Genomic DNA, 15,966 nt, shown 5'->3' on the forward strand with positions numbered 1-15,966 from the left:
TGGACGAATGGCACCACATCGTGATAAAGAAAAATAGAATAGCAATTTTTTTTATGACGGTATAGTTTTGGTGAAGGCGTACATAAATATAAACATTTTTAAATATAAAAATAAAATTTTGTGCTTAACCATCTTATTCACGAAACCAGCCCTTACCTTCTTCAGCATGCTCATAATCCTGTTGATTGGTACCCCTGGGGTGAAGAAGCATTACAACGTGCGAAAAAAGAAGACAAACCCATTCTAGTAAGCATTGGCTATGCTGCATGTCACTGGTGCCATGTAATGGAACGCGAGAGTTTTGAGAACGCAGAAACGGCCGCGTTCATGAATGAACATTTCATCAATATCAAGATCGACAGGGAGGAGCGCCCAGATCTTGATCATATTTATATGGATGCGGTACAGGCAATGACAGGCAGCGGCGGCTGGCCATTGAATGTATTTCTCACACCCGACGCAAAGCCGTTTTACGGCGGCACTTATTTTCCGCCGCAAAAAGCATTCAACAGACCGAGTTGGATGGATGTATTGCTTGGTGTTGCAAATAGTTACCGTGAAAAAAAACATGAGATCGAATCACAGGCGGAAAACCTGACGGAACATCTTCTGTCTTCAAATGCATTCGGCTTGCAAAAAACAGATACAGGCCAGCTGTTATCAGATAATACATTGCAAACCATAGCCGACAACATATTGGCACAGGCCGATAGACAATGGGGCGGTTTTGGCCGCGCGCCAAAATTTCCGCAGACTTTCTCTATCCAATACCTGCTGAGGCATTACCATTTTACAAAACACCGGCCCTCGCTGGATCAGGCATTATTAAGTCTTGATAAAATGATCGAGGGCGGAATTTACGATCAGCTCGGCGGCGGTTTTGCGCGATACAGTACCGACGCAGAATGGCTGGCCCCCCATTTTGAGAAGATGCTCTATGACAATGCGCTGCTGGTCAATGTGCTCGCCGAAGCTTACCAGGTCACCAAAAAAGAGACCTATGCACGGGCGATCCGCGAAACCATCGCATTTATCGACAGGGAAATGACCAGCCCGGAAAACGGTTTTTACAGTGCACTCGACGCCGACAGTGAAGGTGTGGAGGGAAAATTCTATACCTGGGCGTATGATGAGGTATCCCGGCACCTGGCAGCGGATGCCACGCTTTTCTGTGCCTATTATGATATCAGCGAACAGGGCAATTGGGAGCACACCAATATCCTGCGCACGCTGCAGCCATTGAATGAATTTGCCGCAGCCCGGCAGTTGCCCCCGGAACAGGTGGAAGAACGGCTTGCCGCTTGCAGGAAAAAACTGATGGAGATCCGGTCGGAACGCATCCGCCCCCAGCTGGATGACAAAATACTGCTGGGCTGGAATGCCCTGATGAACACCGCCCTTTCAAAAGCCTATGCGGCGCTGGGCGATGAATCGTTCAGAGAGAAAGCCATCAGTAATATGGCTTTTCTCGAATCCCGGCTGCGGCTGGCAGATGGCAGCTGGCACCATACCTACAAAAAAGAAGCAAAAGTGCCGGCTTTTCTCGATGATTATGCCTTTCTGATACAGGCCTGCCTGCATCTGCAGGAGATCACAGCCGATACCGGTTATCTTTTCAAAGCCCGCGAACTCGCAAACCATGTGATCGGCCATTTTGAAGAAGCGGACACCGGCTTTTTCTTTTATACCCATGCCGCACAGCAGGATGTGATCCTCCGCAAAAAAGAAGTGTACGATGGCGCCACACCCAGCGGCAATGCAGTGATGGCGGGTAACCTGCTGTATCTCTCCATCGTGTTCGATATCCCCGAATGGCAGGAACGGGCGGTGCACCTGGTCCGGTCCCTGGCCAATGCCATCACCAAATACCCGACATCCTTCGGTGTCTGGGCTTCAAACTTACAGTTGTTAGTAAAAGGCAGCAAGGAAATTGCCATCGTCGGGCAGCTTTATCCGGAGTTTTTACGTCCTGTGCTGGAAAGGTATATTCCTAACAAGGTGCTGCAGGCCGCCGCCGACGGAAATTCGGCGCTTCCGCTGATAAACGGGAAATCTCCCGGTGCGGGGGGAGAAACGGCTTTTTACCTTTGTGAGGGATACGCCTGCAAGGCGCCGTTTTTTTCAATTAGTGAGCTTTTAGCAATTGTGTAACAAAGAATTCCCGTAATATTGAGTTTACATTAATGGCCCCAAGTCGTATTTTCAAAAGAACCCATTGTAGTAACCCGACTTTAATTTTGTAGTATCTGAGTTTAAATCTACCCGCATTGTAATTTTATTCGGAACATTTTGTTTAACCGGTCTAACTGCCGGTGTAAAACTTATATTTGTCACTGTCTTAAACCGATATTGCAACATGAAAGGCCACCTGACTACCATAGCTTTAGTTGCCTCTGCCTCATTGTGTCTGACATCGTGCTTCTTCAAAAAAGGAGGAAAAGGAAAGGCGTTGCCCGACGACGGCCAGTTACATGGTGTGGCCCCGAATGCACGCCCCAGCATGAACCCGCCTTTTGGTATGGTGTATGTACCCCCGGGAACTTTTCACATGGGCCCCAGCGATGAAGACATCAGCTACAACTATACCTCCCGTAACAGGCAGGTATCCATGCCCGGTTTCTGGATGGATGCCACCGAAGTCACCAATAACGAATACCGCCAGTTCGTAAAATGGACACGCGATTCGCTGGCTTACAAGATCCTGTTCGGCGGTGGCATCAATAAACCCGATGACACCTCGGCGGTTGACTGGAAAAAAGTAGCCACCATCAAATGGGACAGGGCCACGGTGGAGAAAATGAACGAGCTGAACCTGGCTCCCGACAACCGGCTGTACGGCCGCCCCGAGATCGATCCCGACAAGATCATGTTCCATGTGGAGTATTTTGACCTGAAAGAAGCCGCCAAACGCGAAAATGCCGGTCTGCCCCGCAACAACTTCCTCGTACGTTACGACCAGAAAATATACCCCGATACGCTGGTATGGATAAGGGATTTCTCTTATTCCTACAACGAGCCCATGACAAAACGGTATTTCTCGCATCCTTCTTTTGGCGAGTACCCGGTGGTGGGTGTTACCTGGAAACAGGCCGTGGCCTTCTCTCACTGGAGAACACATTACCAGAACGCCTATCTTGAGAAAAAGAAATTCGCGGTTGACGGCGATTACCGCCTGCCCAGCGAAGCGGAATGGGAGTATGCGGCAAGAGGTGGCCTCACCGCGTCTATGTTTCCCTGGGGCAGCCCTTACCTGCGTAACAAGAAGGGATGCCTGCTGGCCAATTTCAAACCCGGCCGCGGTAATTATGCGGAAGACGGCGGTTTCTATACCGTACCTGCCAACGCCTACTGGCCCAACCAGTATGGATTATACAATATGTCCGGTAACGTATCTGAATGGACAGGCTCCTATTTCTACGAGGGCGCCTACAATTTTATGGCAGATATGAGTCCGGATATCCGTTACGAAGCCAAAGATTCTGACCGCCCGAGAGAAAAACGCAAAGTGGTGCGCGGCGGAAGCTGGAAGGACGTGTCTTATTTCCTGCAGGTAAGCACGCGTAACTACGAGTACCAGGATACCGCCAAATCGTACATTGGTTTCCGTTGTGTGATCGACCTGGCGCCCCGGGCAAAAAAATAATCCGTCTGATTGAAACTGTGAAGTAGAGTATACCAATTATCCGCTGCACCCTGCCGCAACGCAAAGGGTGTTACCTATGAAAACTCAAAAACAACCAAAATAAACAAACAATGGCAGCAGCAATTCCACCTAAAGTCTCCCAATGGTTCGATGTATTCGTTTCTATCGCCGCGGCGGTAGTGCTTTTCGGCGCCCTGCAAAAATTGTTACACTCACCCATTGCCGACCTGATGCTCAAGATCGGTCTGTATACCGAGGCGGCCATCTTCCTTGGTTATGGTGTGTTATATGTGATCTACCCGGCCATCGATGATCACGAAGTGCATTTACCGGGCGGTGCCAAAGTTGCGGCAGCTCCTGCCAACGCAGCGCTGGATAAGCTGAACGATATGTTTGAAGACGCCGGCATCAATGCCGACTCACTTTCCAAACTGAGCGCTGGTTTTACCAAACTGAACACTTCCGTAGACCAGATCTCGCAGATGAGCGAGGTGGTGGCTTCTACCGGCGATTTCTCCGTAAAAGCCAGGGAAGCGGGTGCCGCACTCGGCGGTATCAAAGATGCCGCAACAAATGCCGCACAGTCGCTGGCCGGTTTCCAGAACGCGACCGAAGGCGCAAAAATGTTCCACGAGCAGATGCAGTCGCTCAACAAGAATCTTTCTTCTCTCAATACGATCTATGAACTGGAACTGCAGGAAGGTAATAACCACCTGAAAGCATTGAACCAGTTCTATGGTAAACTGGCCGAGGCATCAAATGCCATGACCAGCAGCGCGGAAGACGCGATCAAGGCAAAAGAACAGATCGCGGCACTGGCCAGTAACCTGGGCAGACTGAACCAGCTGTACGGTAACATGCTTACCGCCATGCAGGGCAGGTAATGACACACGCAACCAAACAACTATTGAGAAATTTTCTAAAATAGCTTAAATCAAATGGCATTACCTAAAGAGCCGCGGCAGAAGATGATCAACATCATGTACCTGGTGCTTACTGCGCTCCTGGCACTGAATGTTTCAGCCGAAATTCTGAACGCGTTCAAAACCGTAGACCGAAGCCTGATGACGGCAAACGAGATTATAGAGAAGAAGAACGAAGACATATTCAAATCATTCAAACAGAAACTGGAAAAACCCGAAACCCGCGAAAAAGCACAGATCTGGCTGCCCAAAGCCGAACAGGCAAAAAAACTGGCAGATGATATGTACACCTATCTCGACGGACTGAAAAAAGAACTGAAGCAGGAATCGGGAGTGCATATGGTGGATGGCGTGGAAGTGTACAAGGAAGACGATCTTGAATCCTCCACCCGCATGTTCGTGGAAGACGCACCGGGCGGCAAGGGCAGAGGCAAGGAATTGTTTCAGCGTTTGACCGAGTTCAAGAAGAAACTGATGGAGATTGACCCCGAGATCAAAAAAGACCTTGAGGCCACTTTGCCGCTGGATCTGTCTATTCCCAAAACCAACAATGCCGCCGGCAAGGATAACTGGGCATACAATTATTTTCACATGACGCCTTCTGTGGCGAGTATCACCATCCTCAGCAAGTTCCAGAACGATATCAAGAACAGCGAGTCGCAGGTGGTTGAATACTGTCACAAAGAGATCGGTGAGGTGGAGCTGATCTACGACGAATTCCAGGCTTTTGCCGGAACCAACAGCCAGTACCTGATGCCCGGTGAACAACTGGTGATCACCGCCGGCGTGGGTGCCTTCAGCAAGGCCGCCAAACCAACCGTTACCGTAGATGGCGCAACCGTACCGTTGAAACCCGATGGTACCGCAGAATATACCGCTACCGTGGGTAATTCGGGTGCGGCCAGCAAAAAAGTGGTGATCACTTTCAAAAAGCCGGATGGTACCATATCGAAAGTGGAGAAAGAAGTGAAATATACCGTTGGCGTTCCCTCCGGCCTGGTGGTATCGACCGATAAAACAAGGGTATTTTACCAGGATCTTGAGAACCCCCTGAACGTAACCGGCGGCGGCGGCGACGAGAAAGTGAACCTGACCGTAGACGGTCCGGGCATCACTTCCCGCAAAGTGGGTGCCGGCCAGTACATGGTGGTACCCAAACAGCTGGGCTCGGCCACGGTGGTGGCTACTGATGGTAAGACCACACAGCGGATCACCATCCCCATCAAACGCGTTCCCGATCCGATCGCTACCGTGGGCGGAAAAGCGGGCGGCCCTATTGCGGCCAACGTATTCCGCGTGCAGCGCGGTGTGGCGGCGGAACTTAGGGATTTTGTGTTTGAAGGTGTTAAATACGATGTGGTGTCCTTCACCTTTGTTTGTACAGGTAAAGGTTTTGAGGAAAGCGGTATGCAGTATGCGGAGGTAAGCGGTGCTTATTTCAGCGGCGAAGCACAGAATTTCATGAAAAGACTGCAGGCGGGCTCAACGGTCGTGATCGATGAGATCAAGGTACGCGGCCCGGGCGGTACAAGAACACTTGACCAGAATATTTCGTTTACTCTTCAATAAATGTGTGTATGAAAAAGTTATTATCAGGCGGTTTGTTGCTGATGGTGCTGGTTACCGGAACGGCTGTGCAGGCACAGAACAGCCGGTACGGCAATAATACAAGAACGGCCTCGCGCCCGGACACCACGGTAAAACCCAATAACAACGGGCAGGGTGTGGTGCAGCAACCGGCGGTGCCGCCTACCACCGTTCCCAACCCCAATGCAGGCGCGGGTGCGGTAACTTTCCGCTTCGATACAACCAATCCCGGTGGCTTTGATGCCAAGCCCGAGATTTCGCTGCGTAATAACTATGCCGTAGACCGCAGTTATGTTAAAGACCGTAAACCGCTGGAATACGAACATATCCGAGATGACGACAATCTCTGGAGCGAATTCATCTGGCGCGAGATCGACGCCAGGGAAAAAGTGAACCAGTCGTTTATGTACCCCGGTAAAGACAACAATGGCGAAGACCAGCGTTTCTTTTCAGTGCTGTTGCAGGCGATCAAATACGACAGCGTTACCGCATTTTCGGCCGATAACGACCGTTTCACCATACCGCTTACCCAGGGCCAGATCACTACCATGACGGCGGGCGTGAACGATACCGTACCCGTACCCGACCCGGTAACCGGCGCGGTTGAAAACGTGATCACCAAGAAACCCAGGTTCAGTCCCGATTCGGTGTACACGTTCCGTCTGAAGGAGCAGGTGATATTCGATAAGGAGTCCAGCCGTTTGTTTACCCGCATCATCGGTATTGCGCCTATCGCAAAACAGGTGGTGGGTGGCAAATCGCAGCCCCGTACGCTTTTCTGGATATATTATCCCGATCTGCGAAAAACCTTAGCCAAAGTGGATGTATACAATCCCAAGAACTTCTCGAGCCGGATGACCTGGGAAGAACTGTTCGAAAGCCGGTTCTTCAGCAGCTATATCATCAAGTCGAGCGCCAATAACCCCGGTGATAAGTATCTGAATGCCATGATAAAAGACCCGTTATTCCGGTTGCTGGAGGGTGAAAACATCAAGACCCGTGTGTTTAACTGGGAGCAGGATCTCTGGCAGTATTAACCAAATAAAAGGGACACAACATAAAAAAGGGCTTAAAAAGCCCTTTTTTTTTATTTAAAATAGAGTATTTGTTAATATTTCGTCAACCTACATCTTGCTAAATTCATTCCAATCCTTAACTTCGTTACGGTTTTTCATAGGATATTGGATTTTAAAACGGGGCTGGATTTTTATCCTGGCCCCTTTTTATTTGCGGTTGCTTCAAAATAAGCCCTTAGTAAACCGGCCCGGGATTTCCCCACCACCGCCGCGAGGTTTTCCTCGCTTTGCTCCCGTATTTTCTTCACCGAGCGGAATTCCTTCAGCAGCAGCGCTATGGTCTGGTCCCCGATGCCGCTGATATTCTCCAGCTCATTCTTAAAGGTTCCTTTTGAACGCTGGTTGCGATGGAAAGTGATGCCAAAACGGTGCACTTCATCCCGTATCCGGCGAACCAGCTTAAGACTGTCGCTGTCCCAGGGAAGTCTGATCGATTCCGTATCGCCCGGGAAAAAAAGCTCCTCTTCGTTCTTTGCCAGGCCTACCACGGTTAGTTCGTGGGCAATACCCAGTTCATTGATGCTTTCCATGGCCGCACCCAGCTGTCCTTTGCCGCCGTCGATAATGACCAGTTTGGGCAGGGGCTCTTCTTCTGCGAGCAGTCTTTTGTAACGGCGGTAGACCACTTCTTTCATCGTGGCAAAATCGTTGATGCCTTCCACCGTTTTTACATGGAAGCGGCGGTAGTCGTTCTTGCTTGGCACACCGTCTTTAAAACAAACCATGGCCGACACCGGAAAGCTTCCCTGGAAATTGGAGTTATCGAAACACTCGATATGATCGGGTACCTCGGGCAGCTGCAGGTACTCCTGCAGTTCGTACAATACTTTCTTTTTCTCCATATCGCTCCTGCCTTCGAGGTGCAGTATCTTTTTCTTCCTGATCTCGTCCTTGAAATACTGCACGTTCTTCTCCGACAGTTCCAGCAGTTTTTTCTTGTCGCCCCCCTTCGGAACCGTAATACTGGTGTTTTCTTCGGGATAATCTATGGCAAACGGTACAATGATCTCCGTGGCAAGGCTGTTGAACGAGGTGCGCAGGTTGCCCATGGCAAAAGCCAGCACTTCTTCTTCTGTTTCTTCGAGCTTGGTTTCCAGCGGCACTGTATGTGTTTGCACAATGGTGCCGTTCTGCACCATCAGGTAATTTACATAGGCCCATTTGTCTTCTTTGAGAATGGAGAACACATCGATATTGGACAAATGGCTGCTGACGATCACCGATCTTGCCTGGTAATTTTCCAGGTGCTCTATTTTTTTGCGTGTGAGTTCCGCTTTCTCGAAACGGAGTTCGGTGGCATGCTGCAGCATTTCTTTTTTGAAATGGTTGATCACCGATCCCAGGTTCCCTTTCAGGATATTCCTTACCTGCTGCAGACCATCGGCATAGTCTGCCGCCGACTGCAGGGCCTCGCAGGGACCTTTACAGTTTCCCAGGTGATATTCGAGACAGACCTTGAATTTTCCTTTCTGGATATTCTGCTCCGTAAGGTTGAGCTTGCAGGTACGCAACGGCACATATTGCCGGATAAAGCTGATCAGCTCCCGCACTTTTCCGGCAGAAGTAAAGGGGCCGAGGTATTCGGAACCGTCGTTGATCCGGTTTCGCGTAAGGAATATACGCGGATAGGGTTCTTTTTTGATGACGATATAGGGATAGCTTTTATCGTCTTTAAGGTTGATGTTGAACCGCGGCTGGTATTCCTTGATCAGCGAATTCTCCAGCAGAAAGGCATCCTGTTCCGAACCCACGATGGTGAATTCTATATGGCGTATGCGCTGAACCAGCTCATGGGTTTTGTAATTGGTAAAAGTTTTGGAGAAATAAGAATTTACCCGTTTGCGCAGGTCCTTTGCCTTGCCTACATACAGCAGGGTTTTGCCGTCATCATAATATTTATAAATGCCGGGCTGCTGCGGAATGGTGTGAACGATATGTTGGAATTCCTGTGCGGTCAAGGGAAATCAAAAGTCAAAAGTCAAAAAAAAGGGTGGTTACCTGTCGTTCCAGTTGATGAAATTCAGTTCGGTGAACACCTGTCCATGAATCGTTTTCACCCGGTTTACCTGGAAGCTTTTGTCGGCTTTCCAGTTGCATTGTTCTTCTATGGTCGTATCGCCTGCCGTATACAGGCTTTTTATAAAAATGCGTTTTGCTGCATTGGTCTCCTGGCTAAGCAGCACATCCACGTTTTTCACCGTTACCTTTTCCTGATCGATGGGGGCGTAGTTCAGTGTGTAGCTGTCGGTGCTCATATCCTGGAAAACCGTTTCCCGGTACAGCGGTTTCTGCGCCGGCGTAAAAGAGCGGTCAAGAAATACCCGGGCCCATTGCTTAAACCCGTTTACATCTATTGCTGATGAATCTCTTCGGCCATTCAGGGTGGTGATGCGGTAAATCTCAAAATTGCGCAGATCCACATATTCTATCTGGCTTCTGAAGAAACCTTCCAGCGAAAAAAAGCTGGCCGTATCCGAAACATTGGCAATGGGCTTGGTAGGTGCGTTTCCCGATCCGCAGGCAAACAAAAACAAACCGCCCAGCAGGGCCATTGCTGTAATCAATGATCTCATGGCACAAAATTATCCAATAACGCGGTATGGAATAAGATAAAAAAACTAATCGGGAAACTGATCGCGCTTAATTGATCTGTTTGGTAAAGCCCAGGCGGATGCCATAGTCCATCAGGTGTTCTTTGATGGGATAGGCGTTGGAGTAGGTAGACAAATGCTGGTACCTGATCTGCGGTCCGATCTGCCAGGAAGAAGTGCCCGCACGGTAGGTGAGGTTCAGACCCACACTGGTATTCACATTCCAGCGGCGCATGAACTGCCCGCCATCGGTGTAATGTTTGTAATCGCTGGACAGCACATAACTCGTGTTGTTCAGCATCAGGGTCGGTTGCACGGAGGCTTCGGTGTTCATACCCCAGTTTCTTCCCTGGATGGCATCCCACTGCAGTCCCACGGGTATGGATATCTGATACACCCTGTTCTGCAGCTGCGTGGATTTATAACCCGTATTGTTGTTGTACGGCGAATAGAAACTGATGGTCTCCACACCGCGGTTATTGATTAAGGACAGGGAAGCCAGATCGTTTGTGCGCGACTGGAATGTTTCGATAAAGTACTGGCGAACGTTCAGCTGCACGCCTGTTTTGAATTTCAGTCGGCCACTCACATGGTACAGTGCGGCAAACCCGATCTCAAGCCCAACGGCAGGTCGGTGTCTTACCACGCTGTTCACATCGGCGGTGCCCGTACTCAGCGGAATACTGGCCCCGGCCGCCGGTTGTACCGCGGGCTGGATCACTTCCTTCGCTTTCCGGTCAGACAGCCTTCGGTAGCTGGTGGAAGGGGTTATATAAAACTGGAATCCGAGGCGCGAGTTCCTGCGGGGAAGTTCTTTGGTCTTTACGATCACCTGTCCTTCCGGCAGCAGGTCTTTGGGTTCACGCATCGACAGTTTTTTCCCGGTGGCGATGGTTTCGTCGGTGGTCAGTTTTACTGTGGGCTGGTCCAGGGTTGCATCATGATCGGCTTCAACCGGCGCTTCGGCAGCGATCAGCAGGTAATGATCGGGCAGCACACGCTGCTGTGGTGTAAGAACGGCTGCCGCTTTTGCGGGGCCGGTTGTTCCTGCAGCGATAAGTTCGGGTGTAACAGGAATGGTATTGGCGGCGGTGAAAGCATGTTCCGCAAGACTGTTGTCGAATGTCTGCTCGGTAATACGACCCGATGCCATCTTGCCGAAATAGCTGTTGTCTTTGCTGTCTTCGCGTGTAGCCGATACGATAAGACCGGCTTTTTTCACCGGCTGAGCGGGTATGGCAAGCGATTTGCTTCTGATGACCGGCTGCTCATGCAGCGGCTGGTTGCCGAGCATGGTGGAGACGGTTAATGCCGTGATGATGAAGAGGGAAATAAAGGTGAGCGCCGGCCATGCCTTGTACCCATGCAGTTCCGTGCGTATATTCTTCCAGACATGGTCGGAAGGATACATACGGTGCTGTTTTACTTCGTTTTGTAAAAACTGCTCAAATTCGTCCTGGTACATTTCGTTCTCCATAACATGCAAGCATCTGTCGCACTATCTTGCCTTTAAGGCTGCCAGCCAGTTGAAATCGTCTTTTGGTTTTTCGATGATCTTTTTCTTCACCAAAATAACTTCCAACATAGCTTTTGACCTTGTATACTGGCTGCGGCTGGTGCTCTCTTCTATGTCGAGCATTTCGCCGATCTCCTTGTGACTATACCCTTCCAGCGCATAAAGGATCAACACGGTGCGGTATCCTACCGGCAGCAGCCTGATGCATTCGATGATCTGGCGGGCCTGCATAATAGAGGGTACCGTTTCCTCTTTCACAGCGATGGTGTTTGCATAAGCGATATCAACGTTTTCGTTGAACTTCTTATACTTCTTCAGGAAATTGATACAGGTATGCACCACGATCCTCCTGATCCATCCTTCAAATGCTCCTTTGTTCTGGAACGTATGTATCTGGGTAAATACTTTGATAAACCCTTCCTGCAACATGTCCTCGGCATCTTCCCTGCTTTGGGCAAACCGGTAACAAACACTCAGCATCTTGGGGCTGTAGCGGTTATATAATTCCCGCTGTGCCGCAGCATCGTTGTGTAGACAGCCTGAAATAATGGCCTGTTCCGTCATGGAAGGGATAAATATTACCCTAAATATAGGACATAATCTGTTTCAACATGCTGCTTTCAGGGGGGTTAAAACGTTGAATTCCGGGAAAAACACGGTGCAAAGGGATTTTTTTTGGGTAAAATCACCTGCGGGGCAACGACGTAGAAAATACTTGTATCTTTTTCGCGGAAACCCGCTTATGAACAGAAGAGATTTTTTACCCCCTATTCTTACTGCAAAAGAGCCAGAACCCGGCCTGCCCAGTCCTTCCCCCCCGCCAAACGGCGGTCTGACACAGTACAGCGGCGCCTGGACGGAGAACGAGACCATCCACCTGCTCAAACGCACACTGTTCGGCGCCACGCGCAGCGATATCGATTATTTCAGGTCGCGCGGTTTCCTGGCTGCGGTGGATGAGATACTGAATCCCACGGCACCCCTGCCCGCACCGCCCGTAAAAGAATACACCTCGGTTACGGATGCAGCCATCATCGGCGGCAATACCTGGGTAAACGATACAAACAGCGACGGTACACTGAATTCTCAGCGCCGTGCTTCCTTCAAAAAATGGTGGATGGGCGTGATGCTTCGGCAGGACAGGAGCATCCGGGAGAAAATAACCCTGTTCTGGCATAATCACTGGGCTACCGAATCTTCGGTCATAGGCAATGCGCAGTACGTATACAACCATCATAACCTGCTGCGGACGATGTCGCTGGGCAATTTCAGACAGATGGCAAGGGCCATCACCACCGACCCCGCGATGCTGGTATACCAGAACGGCCAGCTGAATACCCGGCAGGCACCCGACGAGAACTACGGCCGCGAATTACAGGAACTGTTCTGCGTGGGCAAGGGCCCGGGATCGCAGTATACCGAAGATGATGTAAAAGCCGCGGCACGCGTGCTTACCGGTTGGAGAATAGACCCCGCCACAGGCACCGCTTTCTTTACGGAAGCCAGGCACGATACCGGCAGCAAAACCTTCTCATCGTTTTACAATAATACCGTTATACAGGGCAAAACAGGGCCCACAGGCGGCGATGAAGAGATCAATGCATTGCTGGATATGATCTTTTCCACGCAGGAAGTGGCCAGGTATATCTGCCGGCGCATCTACCGCTGGTTTGTGTATTATGATATCGATGCCATGGTGGAAGCGAATATCATTACACCGCTCGCCAATCTTTTCCGTAACAGCAACTACGAGATAAAACCCGTACTGGATACGCTGCTGAAAAGCGAGCATTTTTTTGACGTGCTCGCAAAAGGCTGTCAGATAAAAAGCCCGGTAGACCTGGTGGTATCCATGTGCCGGGAGTTCAATGTAACTTTTCCGCCCGCCGCCGATTACCTCAGCAGTTACGGCATGTACGCCTACCTGGTGAACCAGGTGACGGTTATGCAGCAGAACATAGGCGACCCGCCCGATGTAAGCGGATGGAAAGCCTATTACCAGGCGCCGCAGTATTACGAAATATGGATCAACAGCGATACCCTGCCCAAACGCAACCAGTTTACCGATACGATGGCGGCAAACGGCTATACCTATAACGGCCACCGCATCAATATCGAGGGTGCAGAGTTTGCCAAAACCCTGTCAAACCCCGGCGATCCTAACAAACTCATCGACGATATCCTTACCATACTGTACCGCATTGATATTTCGGCGGCATCGAAAACACAGCTGAAGACCGATATTTTATTGGGCGGGCAATCGAGCGATTATTACTGGACGGGTGCATGGAACACCTATATCACCAACCCCGGCGATATGGCCAATACCACTACGGTAAAGAACAGGCTGCGCGACCTGCTGAAATATTTCATGGACCTGGCCGAATACCAATTAGCTTAAAACCATCAACATGGAAAGAAGAAAGTTTTTGCGCAATGCCGGAGTGCTCCTTCCTTCACTGGTAGGTGGTTTTTCCTTCAGGGCTTTCGGGGCCGATTCGCCCATGATGCAGGCGCTGTTTGCACCCACCACGGAAACCGATCACGTGTTTGTGATCATACAACTCAATGGGGGCAACGACGGACTGAACATGGTGATACCGGTTGAGAACTTCGCCAATTATGCCAAAGCCAGGCCCAATATCTATATACCCGAAAATAAAGTGCTGAAGCTGACCGACAAATCGGGATTGCACCCGGCCATGACAGGGCTGGACAGCATGTACAAGAATGGCCAGCTGAAAGTGGTACAGTCGGTAGGCTACCCGCAACCCAGCTTCTCGCATTTCCGCGCAACGGATATCTGGATGAGTGCCAGCGACAGTAAGGAACTGGTGAATACCGGCTGGGCCGGCCGGTACCTCAATTACGAATACCCGAATTTTCCATACGGCTATCCCAACAGTTCTATGACCGATCCGCTGGCGATTCAGATAGGCTCCTCCACCTCGCTTACTTTGCAGGGGCCTTCCGTGAATATGGGAATGAGCATCAGCAACACCAGCAATTTCTATAACCTGATCAACGGCGTGCAGGACCCCGCTCCCAATACACCGGCGGGTAAGGAACTCACCTATATCCGCCAGATCTCGGAGCAGACGCAGCAATACGCCACCGTGATCAAAGCCGCAGCCACCAAAACGGTGCAGCAGGTGAGTTACCCTGTCAATAATTCACTCGGCGATCAGCTAAAGATCGTGGCGAGGCTGATTGCAGGCGGGCTAAAGACCAGGATATACATGGTGAACTACGGAGGCTTTGATACGCATTCGGAACAGGTAGACGCCACAGATACCACCATCGGCGCGCATGCCAGGCTGCTGAAGAATGTGAGCGATGCGATCAAAACATTCCAGGACGATCTTAAATTTTTGAAAGTGGAAGACCGGGTGGTGGGTATGACGTTCTCAGAGTTCGGACGCCGCATCAAAAGCAATGGCAGTACGGGCACAGACCACGGTGCCGCAGCGCCTTTGTTTATTTTCGGTAAAAACGTGCTGGGCGGCGTGCTGGGCAATACCCCCATCATACCTGCAAACACAACGGTGAACGACAACCTTCCGTTCCAGTATGATTTCCGCAGCGTATACGCAACGGTGCTGGCCAACTGGCTTTGTGTGAAAGACGAGGACCTGCAGCAGATCATGCTGAAAAATTACCAGATACTGCCGCTGGTCAATGCAGGCGTTTGCCGCAAGGCGGTGAATCTTTCTGGCGAAATGCTGATCAGCAATTACCCGAACCCGTTCACCAGTTCCACCATCATCACGTTTACCACCACCGGTGGTCATACGCTGATACAGATCATCGATACCATGGGAAGGGTGGTAAAAACACTGCTCGACAAAGAATATCCGGCGGCCGGCACCTATACCGTAACATTCGATGGAAGTTTCCTGCAGACGGGCGTATACTATGCAAGACTGCAGAACCTTTCGGTGCAGCAGGTAAGGGCCATGATCAAAGCGAGATAGGGGTTGATTCTGTAAACGGCTGTGCAAAGGGATCTTTGTTCATTTCTGGATGCTTTTTCTGTTGACATTTTTACATAGTGGGACTGGTTTATTTTCTTTAAACGCGTATAACGCCTATGCGAAGAATATTTTTCCTCCTCTTAACTGTCTGCATCGCGCAGCTATGCGCAGGTCAGCGCACCACATCACTTACGATGCAGGTCCGTTACGGCAGAACGGCGTATGATATTACACGGAGCAATAATCCCTCATCACTGGGCATGGCGCTGCAGCTCGGATTTCTGAAAGGTGCAAAGCTTCAGCCCCATCTGGAACTGGGGGCGGATCTGTTTCCGGGAGGAAACAAGGTGCTTTATCTGCTTTCAGACGGAACGGCGATCCCATCTGTTTCGGGTCTCACGCATCTGTATGCCGGACTTGCCTGGCATCCTTCAAAAACATACTTCGCATCCCTGTCGGCAGGAACAAGCGTTCTTGATGGCAGGTTTCTTTTTGGTGTCAGACCTGTTCTTTCCGGCTATCTGACAGCCAAACAGACCGTTTCGATGAATCTGTTCTGGCTGCATGTGTTTAACCGTGACCGGCAAACCGGGTATAACCTGGGAACGGCAGGTATCGGTATCGGCATAAAGCTTTTCTGAAGCGGCGAAGAATGT

The 15,966-nt window shown here is 50.4% G+C and carries 12 protein-coding genes; 8 read left to right on the forward strand and 4 right to left on the reverse strand.

Annotated features, from left to right (window positions below):
- The first annotated feature begins 120 nt into the window (after positions 1–120).
- The 5 genes from GWC94_RS02115 to porN all read left to right on the forward strand — a co-directional run bounded on the left by GWC94_RS02115 (position 121) and on the right by porN (position 7,190).
- On the forward strand, positions 121–2,151 hold the full coding sequence (locus GWC94_RS02115; protein WP_161833342.1) for a thioredoxin domain-containing protein: 2,031 nt from the start codon (positions 121–123) through the stop codon (positions 2,149–2,151).
- A 205-nt stretch (positions 2,152–2,356) separates the two neighbouring features.
- Positions 2,357–3,643 (forward strand): T9SS ring complex lipoprotein PorK/GldK, encoded by a 1,287-nt coding sequence (gene porK / locus GWC94_RS02120; RefSeq protein ID WP_161833343.1) that lies wholly within the window; start codon positions 2,357–2,359, stop codon positions 3,641–3,643.
- A 110-nt stretch (positions 3,644–3,753) separates the two neighbouring features.
- The gene (gene porL / locus GWC94_RS02125; protein ID WP_161833344.1) at positions 3,754–4,527 is read left to right on the forward strand and encodes a type IX secretion system motor protein PorL/GldL; all 774 of its coding nucleotides are present in this window, start codon (positions 3,754–3,756) and stop codon (positions 4,525–4,527) included.
- 54 nt (positions 4,528–4,581) lie between these two features.
- Positions 4,582–6,135, forward strand: a complete 1,554-nt coding sequence (gene porM, locus GWC94_RS02130) for a type IX secretion system motor protein PorM/GldM (protein ID WP_161833345.1) — start codon at positions 4,582–4,584, stop codon at positions 6,133–6,135.
- Between the two features lie 8 nt (positions 6,136–6,143).
- The gene (gene porN / locus GWC94_RS02135) at positions 6,144–7,190 is read left to right on the forward strand and encodes a type IX secretion system ring subunit PorN/GldN (RefSeq protein ID WP_161833346.1); all 1,047 of its coding nucleotides are present in this window, start codon (positions 6,144–6,146) and stop codon (positions 7,188–7,190) included.
- Positions 7,191–7,360: 170 nt separating this feature from the next.
- Here porN and uvrC read toward each other — a convergent pair whose 3' ends face one another.
- The 4 genes from uvrC to GWC94_RS02155 all read right to left on the reverse strand — a co-directional run bounded on the left by uvrC (position 7,361) and on the right by GWC94_RS02155 (position 11,900).
- Entirely contained in the window at positions 7,361–9,187 is a 1,827-nt protein-coding gene (uvrC, locus tag GWC94_RS02140) for an excinuclease ABC subunit UvrC (RefSeq protein ID WP_161833347.1), read from the reverse strand.
- 36 nt (positions 9,188–9,223) lie between these two features.
- Positions 9,224–9,802, reverse strand: a complete 579-nt coding sequence (locus GWC94_RS02145; protein WP_161833348.1) for a hypothetical protein — start codon at positions 9,800–9,802, stop codon at positions 9,224–9,226.
- Between the two features lie 67 nt (positions 9,803–9,869).
- Positions 9,870–11,297: a porin family protein gene (locus GWC94_RS02150; protein ID WP_161833349.1), complete on the reverse strand. Its 1,428-nt coding sequence runs from the start codon at positions 11,295–11,297 to the stop codon at positions 9,870–9,872.
- Positions 11,298–11,318: 21 nt separating this feature from the next.
- Complete coding sequence (locus tag GWC94_RS02155; RefSeq protein ID WP_161833350.1) at positions 11,319–11,900, reverse strand: RNA polymerase sigma factor; 582 nt, start codon at positions 11,898–11,900, stop codon at positions 11,319–11,321.
- A 178-nt stretch (positions 11,901–12,078) separates the two neighbouring features.
- Here GWC94_RS02155 and GWC94_RS02160 point away from each other — a divergent pair, with 178 nt between their 5' ends.
- The 3 genes from GWC94_RS02160 to GWC94_RS02170 all read left to right on the forward strand — a co-directional run bounded on the left by GWC94_RS02160 (position 12,079) and on the right by GWC94_RS02170 (position 15,951).
- Complete coding sequence (locus GWC94_RS02160; protein WP_161833351.1) at positions 12,079–13,737, forward strand: DUF1800 domain-containing protein; 1,659 nt, start codon at positions 12,079–12,081, stop codon at positions 13,735–13,737.
- A 10-nt stretch (positions 13,738–13,747) separates the two neighbouring features.
- Positions 13,748–15,310 (forward strand): DUF1501 domain-containing protein, encoded by a 1,563-nt coding sequence (locus GWC94_RS02165; RefSeq protein ID WP_161833352.1) that lies wholly within the window; start codon positions 13,748–13,750, stop codon positions 15,308–15,310.
- Positions 15,311–15,426: 116 nt separating this feature from the next.
- Positions 15,427–15,951: a hypothetical protein gene (locus GWC94_RS02170; protein WP_161833353.1), complete on the forward strand. Its 525-nt coding sequence runs from the start codon at positions 15,427–15,429 to the stop codon at positions 15,949–15,951.
- Positions 15,952–15,966: the final 15 nt, after the last annotated feature.

The organism is Sediminibacterium soli, from assembly GCF_009939225.1.
In the GTDB taxonomy this organism is placed as follows: domain Bacteria; phylum Bacteroidota; class Bacteroidia; order Chitinophagales; family Chitinophagaceae; genus Sediminibacterium; species Sediminibacterium soli.